Raw genomic sequence first — 17,034 nt, 5'->3', positions numbered from 1 at the left:
TTTCACCCTTAACTTATTCAGCTAAATCATACCTTAGTGTTGTTCACTGTAGTTAGCTTTGATTGAATATTTTCGACAACCTGATTGGTTAACGTGTATTTTCTCATTGTATAAGCTACAAAGAGTGACCCAAGGGCTGGTAGCACAGTAAACGACAGTAAAATTCCTTGCTGAGTACTTATTGTTTGTGTGACATCAGCCTGATAACTGTAAAACGATAGTAACCAACCAGCAATAGCCCCACCAACAGCTACACCCATCTTAATAAAAAATATAACACCCGAGTAGACGAGGCCTGTAATTCGTAAACCCGTTACCTTGTGGCCATAATCAATGGTGTCAGCCATTTTTGCCCAAAGGAGTGGGGTTGCCATGTCTAAAAAGAACTTCCATAAAATAAAAGCAGCAAACGCCAAAACGAGTTGATCGCTACTAATAAAGTAACTAAATCCACAAATAGCTGCAGCGATAAGTTGTAAACTTATGTAGGCCTTTATTTTGCAAAAACGCGCCGCTAATGGCTGTGCAACAGCGCAACCTACCATACTGGCAACCACACCTAGGGTCATGAATAGGGTAATTAAATCTTCTCTGCCTAGGTAGTATTTTACGTAATAAACCGCCAAAGTTAGCCTAAGCACTTGACCGGTTAGTAAGAAAAATGCAGCGATGCACAAGGTACGCCATTGATCGTTTTTTATGAGCGCTTGAATGCTTTTAGCAAAAGGAATGTTTTGTTCCTTGGGTTGCTGAATACGTTCTTTGGTACCTAAAAAGCAAAGTAAAAATAGCACAAGGCCTAAAACACTCATGGCGGTCATGGTTAACTGATAACCTTTAGCGCTGTCGCCCTGGCCAAAGTATTCAACCATTGGCATGGTGCACCCAGCGACAATTACACCCCCGAGCATACCAAATACAAAACGGTACGATTGAATAGTGACACGCTCTTTTGCGTCTGCGGTTAACACCCCGCCTAGTGCACAATACGGGATGTTGATAGCCGTGTAAGCGACCATCAAAAGTGTGTAGGTACTGAAGGCGTATATTATTTTGTCAGTGCCTTCTAAGTCTGGTGTAGTAAACGCTAAGATACTAATAATGGCAAAAGGTAACGCAAGCCATAATAGGTAAGGGCGAAAATGCCCCCAGCGAGTATGTGTTTTGTCAGCTAGGTTGCCCATTAAGGGATCGGTTACCGCGTCAAAAATGCGAACAGCTAAAAACATAGTGCCTACAACAGCGGGGGATAAGCCCACCACGTCAGTGTAGTAAAGCATTAGGAACATCATAACCGTTTGGAAAATAATGTTGCTAGCGGTGTCGCCTAATCCGTAGGCTATTTTTTCTTTTACACTAACCATGGTTGCTTTATCTCGCTTTATGTTTTTTTAATTGCGTTAATAAATACGTTTTATTATCTATTTGAGATTAATGCTTTGTAGGCTAGGCCACTATTTTTTATAGTACGTTGCTGTGTGCTGTAATCTACGTAAACAATGCCAAATCTTTTTAAGTAGCCTTCCGCCCATTCAAAATTATCCATTAGACTCCAGGCAAAATAGCCGTCAATTCTTACACCTTGTTCTGTAGCATTGTGAACAGCGTTTAAGTGACTGTTGTAGTAGTCTAATCGATCTACATCATTGATTTCACCATTATTATAACTGTCGGGCATCGCTGCGCCATTTTCAGTAATAAAAATAGGCGGTAGGGTATAGGTATTGTTAAGTGTGACCAATAACTCCGTAAACGACTTAGGGTAAATTTCCCAGCCCATATCGGTTAGCGGGCCAGTAGGCTCAATTGGCTCATATATTTCAGTAGGGTGCGCTTTATAAAATTGACGGGTATAAAAGTTAATACCTAAATAATCAATTGATTGCGAAATAATTGCCATGTCACCATCGTGAATATCTGGCAGATGTTCACAAGGTAATTGTTCAATAATTTCTGGGTATGTACCATCCATGATGGGTTTCATGTACCACTGGTTTAAATAGTCATCTGCAAACGCTGTTGCAGCAATGTCATCAGCGTCTTCAGAGATGCTATAACAGGGAGTAAAATTAAGCACGATACCGTTTAAAGTCGTCGGTGAGTTTTGCTTTAGCACGGTCATGGCAAGCCCATGTGCTAGTAACAAATGGTGAGCGGCTTTGCGCCCGTATTGTTTACCCACTTTACCTGGCGCATGAATGCCAATTTCGTAACCTAAGAAAGCACTGCAAAAGGGCTCGTTTAAGGTAGCGTATGAATGGACTCGGTCACCGAATGCAAAGGTAATTAAATCAACATAGTGAGCAAACGCATAAGCTGTTTCTCGATTTAACCAACCCCCTTCGTCTTCAAGGTGCTGAGGTAAATCCCAGTGGTATAACGTGACAAACGCTTTGATATTGCGCTTTTTTAGTTCATCTAATATGTCAGTGTAAAACTTTACGCCTTCAGGGTTAAGCTCACCACTTTTTGTAATAACACGAGGCCAAGAAATAGAAAGTCTGTAAGCATCGACTCCTAATGATTGGATTAAATCAATGTCTTGTTTCCAATTATTGTAATGATCACATGCAACATGCCCATTTGAGTTATCAGCAATTTTACCTGGAGTATCACAAAAGGTATCCCAGATACATGGCAGGCGGTGTTTTGACCCCCCTTCTATTTGGAAAGACGCTGTTGCTACCCCGTAAATAAACTCTTTTGTTAATAGAGGTGAACAAGTTGGTAAAGATATTTTAGTCATTAGTTACAAACCTTTTAAAACCTTAATTGCACTTTTCGCGCCGATATTTAGTGCCCCGTAGCTGACTCTGGACTTGATAAAAAAATAAAAATTGTTGAATTATGTTACATGTTCGTATTTAATTAACTGTGAAAGCGCTTACATTTTTAAGATTAATGTTAATTAACCTTCAGGTCAACTCTTTAATAGCATGGCTTAGCCGCCAATTTATTAATAATCCATAGAAGGTTAACGATAATAATAAATTGCGGAGAGCACATGGCTAGTTCAGCACCACTGACATCACACACACAATCGCAAAACACAGGCGGTAATAATTATGGGTTTGCACTCACATCGTTAACAACACTATTTTTTATGTGGGGTTTTATTACCTGCCTAAATGATATTTTAATCCCGCACTTAAAAGCGGTATTCGATTTAACATATGTGCAGGCTATGCTTGTACAGTTTTGTTTTTTTGGCGCTTACTTTTTAGTATCTATTCCCAGCGGTCACATAGTTAAAAAGCTAGGTTACAAGCAGGGTATTGTTGTTGGATTACTTATCGCTGCAGTAGGTTGTGTATTATTCTACCCTGCGGCTCAAATGCACAATTATCTTGTATTTTTATTAGCGCTATTTGTGCTAGCAAGCGGAATTACGTTATTGCAAGTATCTGCCAATCCGTATGTAAGCTTGTTGGGACCTGAAAAAACAGCGTCTTCTCGTCTAACATTAACGCAAGCATTTAATGCGCTTGGTACTACTGTTGCGCCATCATTTGGGGCATTACTTATACTAGGCTCTGCCTCAGATGCTTTTTTAACACCTGCGCAAAATGCAGAGTCGGTTCAACTTCCTTACTTAATCCTTGCTGCAATGTTAATTGCGTTAGCGGGTATTTTTGCATGGCTCAAACTACCAGACATCATGAGCGAGCAAAAAGAAGCGGCTGAAAACTCAGATACTATTGAAGGAAGTGCTTGGCAATATCGCCACCTTGTATTGGGTGCGGTAGGCATATTTATGTATGTTGGCGCAGAGGTTGCTATTGGCAGCTTTCTGGTGAGTTTTTTAGCACAAGAGAATATAGCTGGATTAAAAGAGCATGTAGCAGCGCATTACATCACTTATTATTTTGGTGGTGCCATGGTGGGACGTTTCATTGGTGCCGCCGTTATGCAAAAACTACCTGCAGGCAAAGTGCTTGGCTTTAACGGCACAATGGCTATTATTTTAGTGATTATTGCTATGAGCACATCGGGACAATTAGCCATGTGGTCAATTTTATTAGTTGGTTTATTTAATTCAATTATGTTTCCTACTATTTTTAGCTTAGCGCTAAATGGCTTAGGTAAACACACTGCTCAAGGGTCTGGTATTTTATGTTTAGCAATTGTAGGTGGTGCTATTGTTCCGCTAGTACAAGGTGCATTTGCAGATTACATGGGTGTTCAACTTTCGTATTTTTTACCGGTTTTATGTTACATATTCATCGTATTTTATGGCTTAAGCGGTAGTAAACCCGTTCAAGCTAAGGAGACTTTATAATGAACACACGTTTTACGCTTAATAAAATTGCATTAGCAACACTTATTGCATCAGTAACAACTATAACGACATGTTCTAATGATAATGGTACAGAGGTTAATACCAATAAAGAGCAGACAAGTGCAGAGCAAATATGGCCAAAGCTTAATATAGCTGTAAAAAAAGAGGCTGAGATTGAATCGCAAATAGCCAGCTATCTAAAATCAATGACGCTAGAGCAAAAAGTTGCGCAAATGATTCAGCCTGAAATACGTGATATTACCGTAGAAGACATGCGTAAATATGGTTTTGGCTCTTACCTAAACGGTGGGGGGGCTTTTCCAAATGGTGATAAACATGCTACACCACAAGATTGGGTAGCGCTTGCTGAAAAAATGTATCAGGCGTCTGTTGATGACTCTTTAGATGGCAGCAAAATTCCGACGATGTGGGGCACCGATGCAGTGCACGGTCATAATAACGTGATTGGTGCTACGTTATTTCCCCATAATATTGGCCTCGGAGCGGCGAATAACCCAGAACTTATTGAAAAAATAGCCTCAGTAACTGCGGTAGAAGTAATGGCTACCGGTATTGATTGGGTATTTGCGCCAACAGTTGCAGTTGTTCGAGATGATCGTTGGGGCAGAACCTATGAAGGGTATTCTGAAGATCCCGCTATAGTGCGTGAATACTCAGCAGCTATTGTAAATGGCTTGCAAGGTAAAGCCGATGAAGACTTTTTAAGTGATAAACGTGTCATTAGTACTGTTAAACACTTTTTAGGTGATGGCGGCACTGTTGATGGTGACGATCAAGGTAACAACATCGACAGTGAACAATCGTTATTTGACATACACGCCCAAGGTTACGTAGGTGGTTTATCGGCTGGTAGTCAGTCAGTCATGGCGTCATTTAACAGTTGGAACGGCGTTAAAAATCACGGTAATAAATATTTACTAACCGATGTATTAAAAACACGTATGGGATTTGACGGTTTTGTAGTTGGTGATTGGAATGGTCACGGACAAATCAAAGGCTGTAGTAACGAAAGCTGCCCACAAGCTATTAATGCCGGACTAGATATATTTATGGTGCCAACTGGCGCTTGGAAACCACTATACGAAAATACCATTGCCCAAGTTAACTCTGGTGAGATTAGCATGGCACGTATTGACGACGCTGTAGCACGTGTACTGCGCGTTAAGCTGCGTGCGGGCTTATTTGACAAACCAAGCCCAGCTAACCGCTTATATTCAGGAAAAACAGAATTAATTGGCGCACAACAACACCGTGAAGTAGCACGACAAGCAGTTCGTGAGTCACTGGTATTGCTTAAAAATAAAAATGACTTATTGCCGCTTGCGCCAAATCAACATGTACTGATCACCGGCGACGGTGCGGATAATATCGGTAAACAGTCTGGTGGGTGGAGTATTACTTGGCAGGGGACTAACAATAAAAATGCTGATTTTCCGGGAGCTACATCAATTTATAAAGGCTTAGAAGCGCAAGTTACGGCAGCTGGTGGTAAAGTAACTCTCAGTGATGATGGCGCGTTTGAGCAGCGCCCAGATGTAGCCATTGTTGTATTTGGTGAAGAGCCTTACGCGGAAGGCCATGGTGACAGAGATAACCTTGAATTTGAGCGCGGCAATAAAAAATCGTTAGCGTTGCTCAAATCATTAAAAGCACAAGGAATAAAAGTTGTTTCTGTGTTTATATCTGGTCGCCCAATGTGGGTAAATAGTGAACTTAATGCATCTGATGCGTTTGTAGCCGCATGGTTACCTGGTACTGAAGGTGGCGGTGTTGCTGATGTACTACTAAAAGGAGCCGACGGCAGTATTAAACACAATTTTAAAGGCAAGCTGTCTTTTTCATGGCCTAAAACGGCAGTTCAAACAACTGTAAATAAGGGAGACGATGATTACTCGCCATTACTACCTTATGGCTTTGGTTTAACCTATGGTGATAAAAATGTACTTGCCGATAATTTAGATGAAAACTCGCAATTAGATAATTCATCACTAACGAGTATGGATATTTTAGTGGGAGCACCGGTAGCACCATGGCGTTTATTGCTCAAATCAGGTGATGAACTGTTAGATGTGTCGAGCAGCACCCATGAATTTGGCGCTATAAAATATCGAACAGAAGATAAGGTTGTGCAAGAAGATGCTCGCCAGTTTAACTTTAACGGAAGCGAAAAAGCGAGTGCTGAAATAGTAACGAGTTTTGCTGAAGATACCATTACTTATGTTGAAGCAAATGGTGTTATTAGTTTTGATATAAAGCTTAATCAACCGCTTGGCAATGAACTTTCACTTGCGATGTGTTCGGGTGAATGTGGTGAGAGTATTAACCTCTCTAACGTGGTAGATACTAGTTTACTAAGCAAATGGCAGTCAGTATCGATTGACCTTAAATGCTTTGCTGATAAAGGCGTAAACTTTGCAAGCTTAACAAGTCCATTTAGTTTGCACAGTTCCGGTGAAGCGTCAGTATCGGTATCAGATATTCAATTTGTACCAAACAAAGCAGATGAAGCAACGCTTAAATGTGAATAAGAGTGTGCCAAATTAATTAGAAATAAATTGTTGTGTGTAGTAAAGCCCTTCATCGAAGGGCTTTTTTATGATTCAAATACACCAATAAATATACTTTTATTGGTAATTAACCTTGTAAAAGTAGGCTTTTTTCATCGTAGGTAACTACTTTGTCGCGGCCTGTTTCTTTAGCTAGGTACAGTCTTTTATCGGCGGTGGCTAATAATTCTTTTATAGTCAGCTCATCGTTTATGGCGCTACTTACGCCTGCACTCACCGATAAATTTATATCGTGTCCCTCGTAATAAAATGGATAACAGCTTATGCTTTCGCGTAGTTCTTCAGCATTATTTCTGGCATCACTTAATGAGCAGTCTGGTAACAGTATGGCAAACTCTTCGCCACCGATTCGGGCTGATATTTCTTCATTCAAAAATTGTGATTTCACATGCTGCGCTATCCACTTTATGGCCTGATCGCCAGCTTCGTGCCCATAGGTGTCGTTAACGCGTTTGAAAAAATCAATATCGAGCAAAATAAGTGACACGCTTTTGTTTTGGTAAAGTGGCAAACTTAACGCGTTTTTTCCTTTTGTAAAAAAACCACGGCGGTTAAATAGCTGACTTAACACGTCGGTATTAGCAATGCTGGCAAGCGTATGTTCTGTATTAGATGCTAATAAATAAGGGAGTAACAATGCACTGCAAGTGGCCAAAATTAAATGACTACTTAAAATGAGCTCTAAAGGTTCTAAGTAGGTTGTAGCGCTTACGCTCAAAATAGGTAAGGCAAGCAGTGCTGTTTGAACAAACATAAGTAAACTATGGATTAAAAAGCAGGTAATTAAGGCTTTTTTTTGCAAGGTTGCAACAAAGTCCATAGTACTAATGGTGTAAGCAGAAAATAAATATAAGCCGGCAATAATAAAGCTAGTTAACATTTGAGCTGCAGAGTATGGGTAAACCGACAATAAAACCACCGCAGTAAATAACAGAAGGTAGTAAATTGGGCGTAAGTTTAATGATTTGCTGTATTTGTATTTATGCAGTCCAAGAATAATTAAAAATGGGCTGAGTATTATAAAAATATTCGCTAAATAGCCAGTAATAAAGGGAAAGTTAATTACTAGTTTCAAACAAGCCAATAATTCAGCAAATGAAAATGCGATGCACGCAAAACCAAAAATTAAAAAAGAAGATTGTTTTTTATAACTGTGGACTGATAAAAAAAATAACCCTATTAGTAAGTTAAGTACAAAAGAGAGACCAATAACGGTGGGCAGGTGTAGCATTGTTTTTCTCTTTTTAATTGGGTAAGTATACTAAAGTAGGCTTAAGTATTAGGTATTAAGTTTAAAAGGTCAACATGGGTAAATAGTAGTAGTTACCCATGTTGTTATTGGACTGAGTATACGTTGAGGATAATTAACACCAGCTAAACCAAATTATCTAAGGCCGATTTAACGGTTTCATAATGAAAACGATAGTTATGCTTTTGCGCTTTAGTGGGTAGGACAAATTGCCCCGTAGTAAGTAAATCAGACATTTCGCCCATTAATACCTTTAAAACAAATGCAGGCATGGGCATAAAAGCGGGGCGAGATAACGCATTACCCAAGCGTTTACTAAATTCTGCATTGCTAACTGGGTTTGGTGCAACGGCATTAATTGGGCCCGAAATTTCAGGGTGTTTCATTATGTATAAAATAAGTTGTGTCATGTCGTCTATATGAATCCACGACATGCCTTGCTCGCCATCACCTATTGGTCCACCTAAGCACAATTTAAATGCAGGGAGCATTTTACTCAACGCACCGCCTTTTTTAGCTAACACAATGCCGGTTCGTAATAGGCACACTCGTGTTTTTTCAGACTGTGTTTTTAATGCTACGTTTTCCCAATCTTTACACAGTTGATGGCTAAATTCGTCGTGGGGATCAGTAAAGGTTTCATCAATACGCTTATTGCTTTGTCTGCCGTAATAGCCAATAGCGCTGCCTGATATGAACGTATGAGGTGGAGTGGTACTTGTTGCAATAGCATGGCTAATTTGCTGCGTTATATTAATGCGGCTATCGCGTATGATTTGTTTTTGTTTATCGCTCCAACGTTTATTAACTATGGGCTCACCTGCTAAATTAATAACAACATCTACGGTATTAAAATCAACATCGCTTATGTTAGTGACAGCCTTAACTTTATGACCCAATAAAACATATGCTTTTGTGGTATTGCGGCTTAGTAAAGTAACCGTGTTGTGGTGCTCTAAAAAAGGGCATAAATGCTGGCCAATTAGCCCAGTGGCACCTGTAACAAAAATATGCATGTTGAATCCTTAAATTATAATTGTAGCAAGTGTTTTAAATTATGCTCACTAGCACTTAGCTTTCGAACTTTATACGAACGACTAAGGGTTATGATCACTTCGTAATTATTTCATTTCATTAGGTTTTGCCTTACACTGTGTGAATATAAATAATAAAAGGATTAATAAATTGGCTGGTTTGACAGGTGTAAATAAAAGCTTAATTGTTTTTGCTGCTTTAGTGGTGGTATTAGCAGGAATAAAAGCTGCAAGCGTAATTATTATTCCGTTTATATTAGCTGCATTCATTGCCATTATATGTAATCCACTGATTAAATTTTTTGCACGTTACAAAATCCCAAAAGGCATAGCAGTGATGCTTGTAGTACTCATTATTGTTGGTCTGGGAGTCAGTTTAGGTGGCTTAGTTGGTCAATCAATTAACGATTTTTCTCAGCAGCTACCTGAATATAAAGCGCAACTTAAAGAAGAGTTTATCTGGCTGGTCGACCTAGCCTCGCAATACAATATTTTAATTAATAAAGAACAACTTATTTCGATGTTCGATCCAGGTAAAATGGTTGATGTTGCAACGAACATGCTGACAGGACTTGGTGGAGTAATGGCAAACATGTTTTTGATAATCTTAACGGTTATTTTTATGCTGTTTGAAGGCCCACTTCTTAGTAACAAAATACATATGGCTCTTGAAGATCCCGACAGTAAAATGAAGCAAATTGACCGCTTTTTAGAATCTATCAATTCTTACTTGGCTATAAAAACACTCGTTAGTTTAGCTACCGGTATTATTGTATCTATTTATTTGTGGGTGCTTAATGTTGACTACTTTATATTGTGGGGCGTTTTAGCATTTATGTTTAATTACATTCCGAATATTGGGTCAATTATTGCTGCTGTGCCTGCAGTTTTACTTGCTTTAATAACTCAAGGACCTCTAATTGCAGGTATGGTAGCGGCGGGCTATTTAACAATAAACACGGTGATGGGTAACATTGTAGAGCCCAAATTTTTAGGTAAAGGACTTGGCCTATCAACCCTTGTTGTATTTTTATCTTTAATATTTTGGGGGTGGCTACTTGGTACTGTGGGTATGCTTTTGTCTGTCCCATTAACCATGATTGTTAAAATAGGTCTTGAAACCAGCATAGAGGGCAAGTGGGTCGCCACATTATTGGGCAGTGGTGAAGATAACGCGATACGTTAACTTCTGTCATTTATTACCACTATGCCCCATTTAAAATTCTATATAGCACTTAATGCGTCATCAACAGCGTTAAGTGCTCCCTCTAAATAACCGGCTTCTTTGTTTGCAAATTCACTTCCGACTAAATGAATATTTAACTCATTTAGCTCAGGTGTTAATTCACTACAATTAAACTCTGGGTGTTGCGAAGGTTGTGTTTTATCGTCGTTATTGGCAACAAATTCATCCTCAGCCCAATCTTTTATAAAACATTGTGTAGGGCTTTTAGCCGCCTCGCCGTAAAAATAGGTTAGTTGGCTAATACAGGCTTCTACTAATTGTGTTTTGGTAACTTTACTGCGAGTTGAATAAGGTATGCCGATAAAGCCAAATAAAGCAGCATGCTTGTTGTTATCTGCACTTGCGTCATGGATTTCAACCATAGGTCCTACTCGGCTAAAACATTGCCCAGATAGATTGCGTTCTCGCCAAAAAGCGTGATCAAAAGTGGCCACAAATTTAGCCTGTCCCGCCATCCAAGTAGGCGTTGTATTCAAACGATTAATGAGCCTTTGACTTGCCCAGAGCTCGGGCGTTAAATGTTGAGTGATCATGCGTGGAGGCAGGGCAGTGATCACAGTTTTTGCGTTGTAGTGCACTGTTTGGCCATTATTATTTATTTTTAAATGCCAGCCTTTATGTGTTTTTGTGAGTTCAGTGACTGAGTGATTTAACAACACCGATTTTGCGGGTAATTGTTTGTAAAGTTTATTTATCAGCGTGGTCATGCCGTGTTTCAGCCTAAACAGTTGCATATCGCCAGCGCCTGGAATTTGTTGAGCAGTTTGATTTGGTGCTTGGTATAGCACGTCGCCTTGGTTGTACTGTTCATACAGTGTTAAATTGAGTGATTTAGCTAATGACTGAATTTTAGGTTGGTGAGGGAAAATCCAGGTAGGGCCAAGGTCAAAGCCCGTATTGCTAGCGCTCAATGAGCCTTCGGAATAAATCCGGCCACCCAACTGGGCTTTGGCTTCAACTAATAAAAACGCAATATTACGTTGATGCAATTTAGTGGCGGCGTAAAGCCCTGCAAGCCCGCCTCCAATAATTAGTATAGGTTTAGTCATAAGCTACTCATTAATTGGATCAATCTACTGGTAGGTAGTTTGTTTTGTAGCTTAAATAATGTCAAGCGTGTAATTATAACTTCATTGTTAATTAAATTTGCGTTAAAGAGGTTGCTTTAATGATTCAGTAAATTGGTTAACTAACTGAATTTCACAGTGTTTGTAGCTTATAGCGGCTGCTTTTGCGTTAGGAAGTTGTAATATGTATCGCCATTGGCAGGCGCTTTCAATGTACTTTTCGTTGTTTTTTATACTACGCATAAATAGTTGGAGTACCTGCGTATTGCCTGTGGCTTCTTCAGATTGTACTAGTTCATATTTACGCTTTTGTACCCATGTTCCTTGTTCTTGTTTGGCTTTATCTAATTGGGTATCAAGACATTGGATGTAGCGCTTCGACTCATTCATCGTTGGCTTGTCGGGTAATTGGCAAGCATCGTTAGCATTCACATTGACGCTTATTAAAAGTATCAAAAGAGCAAATAAAGTTGTAGGGGTACTATTTTTTGTCATTGTAATTAAACTCTAATATAAATTGTGCTCCGCCTAATTTATCAGCTTCGGTTATGGTCAAAGTACCATGGTACGAAGTGACTAAATCTGACACGATGGCCATTCCAACGCCATGCCCATTTTGATAAGTATCCAGGCGTGTGCCGCGTTTAAGTAATGATTCACGCTTATCCTCTGGAACACCTGGGCCATCATCACTTATACCTATACATAACGTTTTACTTTGCACTACTTGGACGGTCACTTGCGAACGACAGGCTTTACAAGCATTGTCTATTAAATTGCCTAACAGCTCCATTAAATCAGTTTGGTCACCTAAAAAGTAGTCTTTATCAGAGACTATACAATCAAAAATAATGTCTTTGTCGCGATACACTTTAGCCATTGCACTGAGTATTGAGTCAATAACAGGTTTTATGGGTGTTTGTTTCTTCCATGTGTCAGACGCGCCAGTGGCGGCTCGTTTTAATTGATGTTCGATCATCACATTTATACGGTCTAACTGTTCTTGGGCGTCTGCATCATTTGCAAGCGGGCTTGATTTAAGCACGGCAAGCGGCGTTTTAAGAGCATGCGCTAAATCGCTGAGCGATGCTCTGTAGCGTTCTTTTTGTCGTTGCTGGGATTCAAGTAACAGGTTTAAATCGGCTTTTATAGTTTGTAATTCTATTGGGTAAAGCCCTTTGATTTCTTGAATATCGCCAGACTCAATGGCTTTTATTTCTTTATCTAAGCGCTGAAGTGGGCGTGCACTCCAAATAAAACCAACCGCCATTAAAGCTGTAATGGCTATCCCCATTACAAACATCCACTCAACTAAGGTTTGTTTAAAACCGTCCATTAAACGAAGTAGAGCGTCGTTGCGTTTTACTAAAATAAAGCGAGCTTGCTCAGACTGGTCAATATTATTTAAAATAACCGTTAAGCTTAGCTGCCAATAAACAGTATTTTTATATTCAACACGCCTAAAATCGGCGGCACCCGCTTTTGTTTCTATTTGCTGGGGGACAAAGTCTACATTAACCGCTGACTCTGAATGCCAAATTGACTCATCATCTCGGTAAATCATCGCGTAAGTATCAGAGTTTAATCTGTTAAGCTCGGGCGCTAATATGGTGCTTGGCATAATTATGCCATGCTCAGTGAAGTCTACTTCAGAAATGAGAGAGTAGAGTTGTGCTTCTAGCGTTTTTTCTGTGGCCTCGACGAGAGATGCGTAATACGCTTTACCAATTGAGTAAAATAAAATTGGTAGTGCCACCAATAAAACAAAGACAAGGATAAATCCTTGCCTTATTTTTAGTGATACTTGCGGTCCTACCACTGGCTTTTAAGCCTGTAACCACGGCCACGCAACGTTTCAACTGGGTTTAATACACCCTCTGGATCTAACTTTTTACGCAGACGTAATACAAATACTTCAATTACGTTTGAGTCAAGATCGAAGTCTTGATCGTAAATATGTTCGGTAAGTTCAGACTTAGAAATCACTTTTTGTGGGTTAACCATAAGGTATTCAAGTACTTTGTACTCGTATGCCGTTAAGCTTAGCTCTTTGTCGTCTACCCATACTTGTTGCGAACGCGTATGAATTTTTATAGGGCCTGCTGTCATTTCTGGATTGGCTTTACCGGCACTGCGACGAATAAGTGCATTACAACGCGCAATTAATTCCTCAACATGAAAAGGCTTTGTTAGATAGTCGTCTGCACCGGCGTCTAGGCCTTCAACTTTATCTTGCCAACGGTCGCGTGCTGTTAAAATTAAAATTGGAATTGTTACACCTTGCGCACGGGCTTTATTAATTAACTCGATACCGTCTATTTTGGGTAAGCCTAAATCAACAACAGCCATATCTAAAGGGTATTCAGTGATGTGGAATAAACCCGCTTCACCATCGTGGCATAAGTCTACGCTGTAACGCTCTTTTTCTAGTGCATTACGTAAGTTGTCTGCTAAATGTAGATCGTCTTCAATAACTAAGATTCGCATTTTTAATCCTTTTTCACTTCGCCGGTTTTTTTATTTATATGTAAATCAACGACGTGGCCGTCAGATTTGAGTATTCGCACGGTATAAAACTCTGGTTTTTCAGTTATTTTTAGCGTTTTACCGCCTATGGTTTCTTTTGCAAGTATTACTGCTTTCTTTTTATCCACCGGTTGGTCAACCTTTTTAGTGGGCGTAGCCGAAGCTTGACTGCTGGCAGCAAAGCTAACACAAGCAATAAAAATGAGGCTTAATAGTACGCGCATAACAGAAACTCCTAGACCAGATAACCCTAGTTTAATTAACTAAGTTACTAAAATTCAAGTAAAAACGTTAAATCCGTAATTACATTGGTAATTTTAATTAAAAACGTGTGAACAAATCCTGAATTACAGGTTAGCTCGTAACAGCACGCTGTTATTTATGCTGGAAACACTTTTTTAAATGGTTTAACAATTGTATTGACGTATACGCCCCCTGAAACATAAGGATCATCAGTTGCCCATTCGCGTGCAGCTTCTAATGAATCAAATTCTGCAATAATAACTGAGCCTGTAAAACCAGCATCCTGAGGGTCTTCATTATCAATAGCGGGGAAAGGGCCTGCAGTAAGTAGTCGGTTTTGTGCATCAAGCTCTTTTAGACGTTCTAAGTGCGCTGGGCGAGCTGCTTTTCTTAATTCAAGACTGTTTTCAACGTCAGTTGAATAAATCATGTACAACATAATGGATTCTCGTAAAAGTTGTTAAATTTTATTATGTAAATACTACCACAGCGTCGAAAATTGGCGAATCAAAAGCGTATACACTTAGGTTTACAGTTGGATTTTATTTTTAACGTTATTTGCTTGAAAACCGCTGTGTAACACTGGTAGAGTCGCTCAGATACTCAAAATAATAAAAAGGTTTTATACATGAGCGATAATAGAGAGCGATTTAGCTCCCGTCTCGGATTTATACTGGCAGCTGCTGGTTCAGCTGTTGGTATTGGTAATTTAGTGGGTTTTCCAGTTTCTGCGACTAAAAATGGTGGCGGCGCATTTTTATTAATTTATGCTCTATTTGTCGTTTTTATTTGTTTACCGGTTATGATGGCTGAAATGGCCATGGGCCGTAACGCTCAAAAAGATCCACTTGGCTCATACACTTTACTAGCAAATAACGATAAAAAATGGAAGTTTGCAGGCTTTTTAGCCGTATTAACACCCTTTATGATTGCCGTTTTTTATATGGTAATTACAGTTTGGATTTTTGGATACCTAATACAAGCAGGTATGGGTAACTTAGATGCATTAGCTGACCCAAGCCACTTTGGCACGTTTATAAATAGCTATACCGTATTCGCTTATATGGCAGTAGTGGTTGTTATTGTTAACCTTATTTTACTAGGCGGCGTTAAACAAGGCATAGAGAAAGCAGCCAAAGTATTAATGCCTGCACTTTTAGTCATGTTACTTGCGTTGGTTGCATACGTTTTAACGCTTGATAACGCATTGGCAGGTGTTGAGTATTACGTTATTCCTGATTTTTCAAAAATGAGTGCAAGCGTACTCAATGGCGCATTGAGCCAAGCGTTTTTCTCTTTATCGTTGGGTATGGGTATTTTAATGACTTATGCGTCTTATATCTCGAAGAAAGACGATATTGTAAGCAGTGCAAAAATGGTGGCAATAACAGACTCATTGGTTGCGTTTGTTGCAGGCCTTATGGTTTTACCCGCTATATTTAGTTTTGACCCAAACACAAATCCAGAATCTTTATCAGACTCGTCGGTATCAATGATTTTTGTTTTCCTACCTAAAATATTATTAGCATTACAAAATGATATTGGTTATGTAGGGGCATCGGCTGTAGCGTTTGCATTCTTTTTGTTAGTATTTTTTGCAGCAATCACTTCATTGGTTTCTATTGTAGAGGTGCCTACTGCATCATTAAGTGATCGTAAAGGTATCAGCCGTAAGAAAGCATTGGGTATTTTAACCCTCAGCACAGGCGTGTTAACAATTATATGCACAATGTCGTTTGGTATGGTTGATAGTTTAACGTCGTTTACCAGCTATGGCGGTGCCAGTAAGAGCTTTTTTGATATTGTAATTGATGTATTTTACGACACTATATTACCTTTAAATGGCTTAATGGTGTGTTTGTTTGTAATGTACCGCTGGAAAAAGGCGCGTTTAACTCAGGAACTTAGCCTAGGCTCACCTAGCTACGAAGGTAGCATGATGGAAAAGTACGTTAATTTTTCTCTTTCAACGTTTATCCCGTTTATTTTAGCCGTGATATTTATAAACACGGTTGCGACTAAATTCTTTGGTTTAAAGTTATTTGGCTTTTAAAATGTAAAGTACAAAAATTAGCCGCGCTCGTCGCGGCTTTTTTTTGCCTAGCATTTAGCTTAAAGCACCTGAGTCTAGATAACTCCCAACACCCAGAGTAAACATCCATATTCCCCATAGGCTATGCTCAATAACACACACAAACGTTGAGCGGCTTTGTGCATAAGTATACGAAAATAACAATCCACCTAAAAAAGCCAAGCCTACTGCAATCAAGTTAGCATAAACAATATGTGCTAATGCAAACACGGTGGCACTGACAATTATACGCAAACCTTTGTTAGGCATAATGTGTTTATAACGATGAAAAAAGTAGGTTCTAAATATTAGCTCTTGAGGAATAACCGATAATACAGGGTATAGCAGTAATAAAAGTAGCCAATCATTAAAAGAGTTACGAGGCAGGGAAAACCAGTTTTCTTGATGGATGATCCCGTAAAACATACCTGAGAAAAGGGCGCCTAAAAAAAAGAAGCTAAACAGACGCTTTTTTACAGCAGAGAACTGTCCAAGGCTGGTAAGCCTAAAACGCTTAAAGTGAGGATCGCTTAATAAAAGCATACCGCACACGCTCATTAAAATAATAAGGGCAGGGAAAAGCCAATTGGCTAAATAATGACGTAAGCTAAAGCCTAGTATTGGTAGTAGGATAAATATAAGGGTAAATTCAAGCCAACGGTATTGATTAGCGTTCAAGGTCGTCTCAGGTTGTTTTTTTTACAAACTAACAAGCTAAGACGACACTTTTA

At 39.3% G+C, this 17,034-nt stretch carries 15 protein-coding genes; 4 read left to right on the top strand and 11 right to left on the bottom strand.

Annotated features, from left to right (window positions below):
- Positions 1–26: 26 nt before the first annotated feature.
- Positions 27–1,364, bottom strand: a complete 1,338-nt coding sequence (locus KZZ04_RS03415) for a glycoside-pentoside-hexuronide (GPH):cation symporter (protein WP_219421798.1) — start codon at positions 1,362–1,364, stop codon at positions 27–29.
- Between the two features lie 53 nt (positions 1,365–1,417).
- Positions 1,418–2,746 carry a GH1 family beta-glucosidase gene (locus tag KZZ04_RS03410; protein ID WP_219421797.1) on the bottom strand — a complete coding sequence of 443 codons (1,329 nt, stop codon included), beginning with the start codon at positions 2,744–2,746 and terminating at the stop codon, positions 1,418–1,420.
- A 258-nt stretch (positions 2,747–3,004) separates the two neighbouring features.
- Here KZZ04_RS03410 and KZZ04_RS03405 point away from each other — a divergent pair, with 258 nt between their 5' ends.
- Together KZZ04_RS03405 and KZZ04_RS03400 are read left to right on the top strand one after the other, a co-directional pair.
- Positions 3,005–4,279: a sugar MFS transporter gene (locus tag KZZ04_RS03405; RefSeq protein WP_219421796.1), complete on the top strand. Its 1,275-nt coding sequence runs from the start codon at positions 3,005–3,007 to the stop codon at positions 4,277–4,279.
- Positions 4,279–6,828 carry an exo 1,3/1,4-beta-D-glucan glucohydrolase gene (locus KZZ04_RS03400; RefSeq protein WP_219421795.1) on the top strand — a complete coding sequence of 850 codons (2,550 nt, stop codon included), beginning with the start codon at positions 4,279–4,281 and terminating at the stop codon, positions 6,826–6,828. Before KZZ04_RS03405 ends, KZZ04_RS03400 begins: the two co-directional genes overlap by 1 nt.
- Before the next feature lie 106 nt (positions 6,829–6,934).
- Here KZZ04_RS03400 and KZZ04_RS03395 read toward each other — a convergent pair whose 3' ends face one another.
- Together KZZ04_RS03395 and KZZ04_RS03390 are read right to left on the bottom strand one after the other, a co-directional pair.
- Positions 6,935–8,098, bottom strand: coding sequence for a GGDEF domain-containing protein (locus KZZ04_RS03395; RefSeq protein ID WP_219421794.1), 1,164 nt, complete (start codon positions 8,096–8,098; stop codon positions 6,935–6,937).
- A gap of 143 nt (positions 8,099–8,241) precedes the next feature.
- A complete protein-coding gene (locus KZZ04_RS03390) occupies positions 8,242–9,132 on the bottom strand; it encodes a TIGR01777 family oxidoreductase (RefSeq protein ID WP_219421793.1) in 891 nt (296 codons plus the stop codon).
- Positions 9,133–9,301: 169 nt separating this feature from the next.
- Between KZZ04_RS03390 and KZZ04_RS03385 the strand changes: the two genes are divergently transcribed.
- Positions 9,302–10,336: an AI-2E family transporter gene (locus KZZ04_RS03385; protein WP_058404385.1), complete on the top strand. Its 1,035-nt coding sequence runs from the start codon at positions 9,302–9,304 to the stop codon at positions 10,334–10,336.
- A gap of 38 nt (positions 10,337–10,374) precedes the next feature.
- On the opposite strand, the gene KZZ04_RS03380 is transcribed toward KZZ04_RS03385, so the two are convergent.
- The 6 genes from KZZ04_RS03380 to KZZ04_RS03355 all read right to left on the bottom strand — a co-directional run bounded on the left by KZZ04_RS03380 (position 10,375) and on the right by KZZ04_RS03355 (position 14,671).
- Entirely contained in the window at positions 10,375–11,445 is a 1,071-nt protein-coding gene (locus KZZ04_RS03380; protein ID WP_219421792.1) for an FAD-dependent oxidoreductase, read from the bottom strand.
- Positions 11,446–11,547: 102 nt separating this feature from the next.
- Positions 11,548–11,958: a hypothetical protein gene (locus tag KZZ04_RS03375; RefSeq protein WP_219421791.1), complete on the bottom strand. Its 411-nt coding sequence runs from the start codon at positions 11,956–11,958 to the stop codon at positions 11,548–11,550.
- Entirely contained in the window at positions 11,945–13,282 is a 1,338-nt protein-coding gene (locus KZZ04_RS03370; protein WP_219421790.1) for an ATP-binding protein, read from the bottom strand. The genes KZZ04_RS03375 and KZZ04_RS03370 overlap by 14 nt, the downstream gene beginning before the upstream one ends.
- The gene (locus KZZ04_RS03365; RefSeq protein ID WP_058551804.1) at positions 13,276–13,950 is read right to left on the bottom strand and encodes a response regulator transcription factor; all 675 of its coding nucleotides are present in this window, start codon (positions 13,948–13,950) and stop codon (positions 13,276–13,278) included. The genes KZZ04_RS03370 and KZZ04_RS03365 overlap by 7 nt, the downstream gene beginning before the upstream one ends.
- A 2-nt stretch (positions 13,951–13,952) precedes the next feature.
- A complete protein-coding gene (locus tag KZZ04_RS03360; RefSeq protein WP_219421789.1) occupies positions 13,953–14,213 on the bottom strand; it encodes a hypothetical protein in 261 nt (86 codons plus the stop codon).
- 155 nt (positions 14,214–14,368) lie between these two features.
- Positions 14,369–14,671 (bottom strand): YciI family protein, encoded by a 303-nt coding sequence (locus tag KZZ04_RS03355; RefSeq protein WP_058404391.1) that lies wholly within the window; start codon positions 14,669–14,671, stop codon positions 14,369–14,371.
- A 189-nt stretch (positions 14,672–14,860) separates the two neighbouring features.
- Between KZZ04_RS03355 and KZZ04_RS03350 the strand changes: the two genes are divergently transcribed.
- The gene (locus KZZ04_RS03350) at positions 14,861–16,285 is read left to right on the top strand and encodes a sodium-dependent transporter (RefSeq protein WP_058551806.1); all 1,425 of its coding nucleotides are present in this window, start codon (positions 14,861–14,863) and stop codon (positions 16,283–16,285) included.
- 54 nt (positions 16,286–16,339) lie between these two features.
- Here the strand turns inward: KZZ04_RS03350 and KZZ04_RS03345 are convergent, their stop codons facing one another.
- The gene (locus tag KZZ04_RS03345; protein WP_058404393.1) at positions 16,340–16,981 is read right to left on the bottom strand and encodes a CPBP family intramembrane glutamic endopeptidase; all 642 of its coding nucleotides are present in this window, start codon (positions 16,979–16,981) and stop codon (positions 16,340–16,342) included.
- Positions 16,982–17,034 lie beyond the last annotated feature (53 nt).

The organism is Pseudoalteromonas sp. CR1 (assembly GCF_019392235.1).
Classification (GTDB): Bacteria; Pseudomonadota; Gammaproteobacteria; order Enterobacterales; family Alteromonadaceae; genus Pseudoalteromonas.
This window is presented reverse-complemented; position numbering and strand designations above follow the sequence as displayed.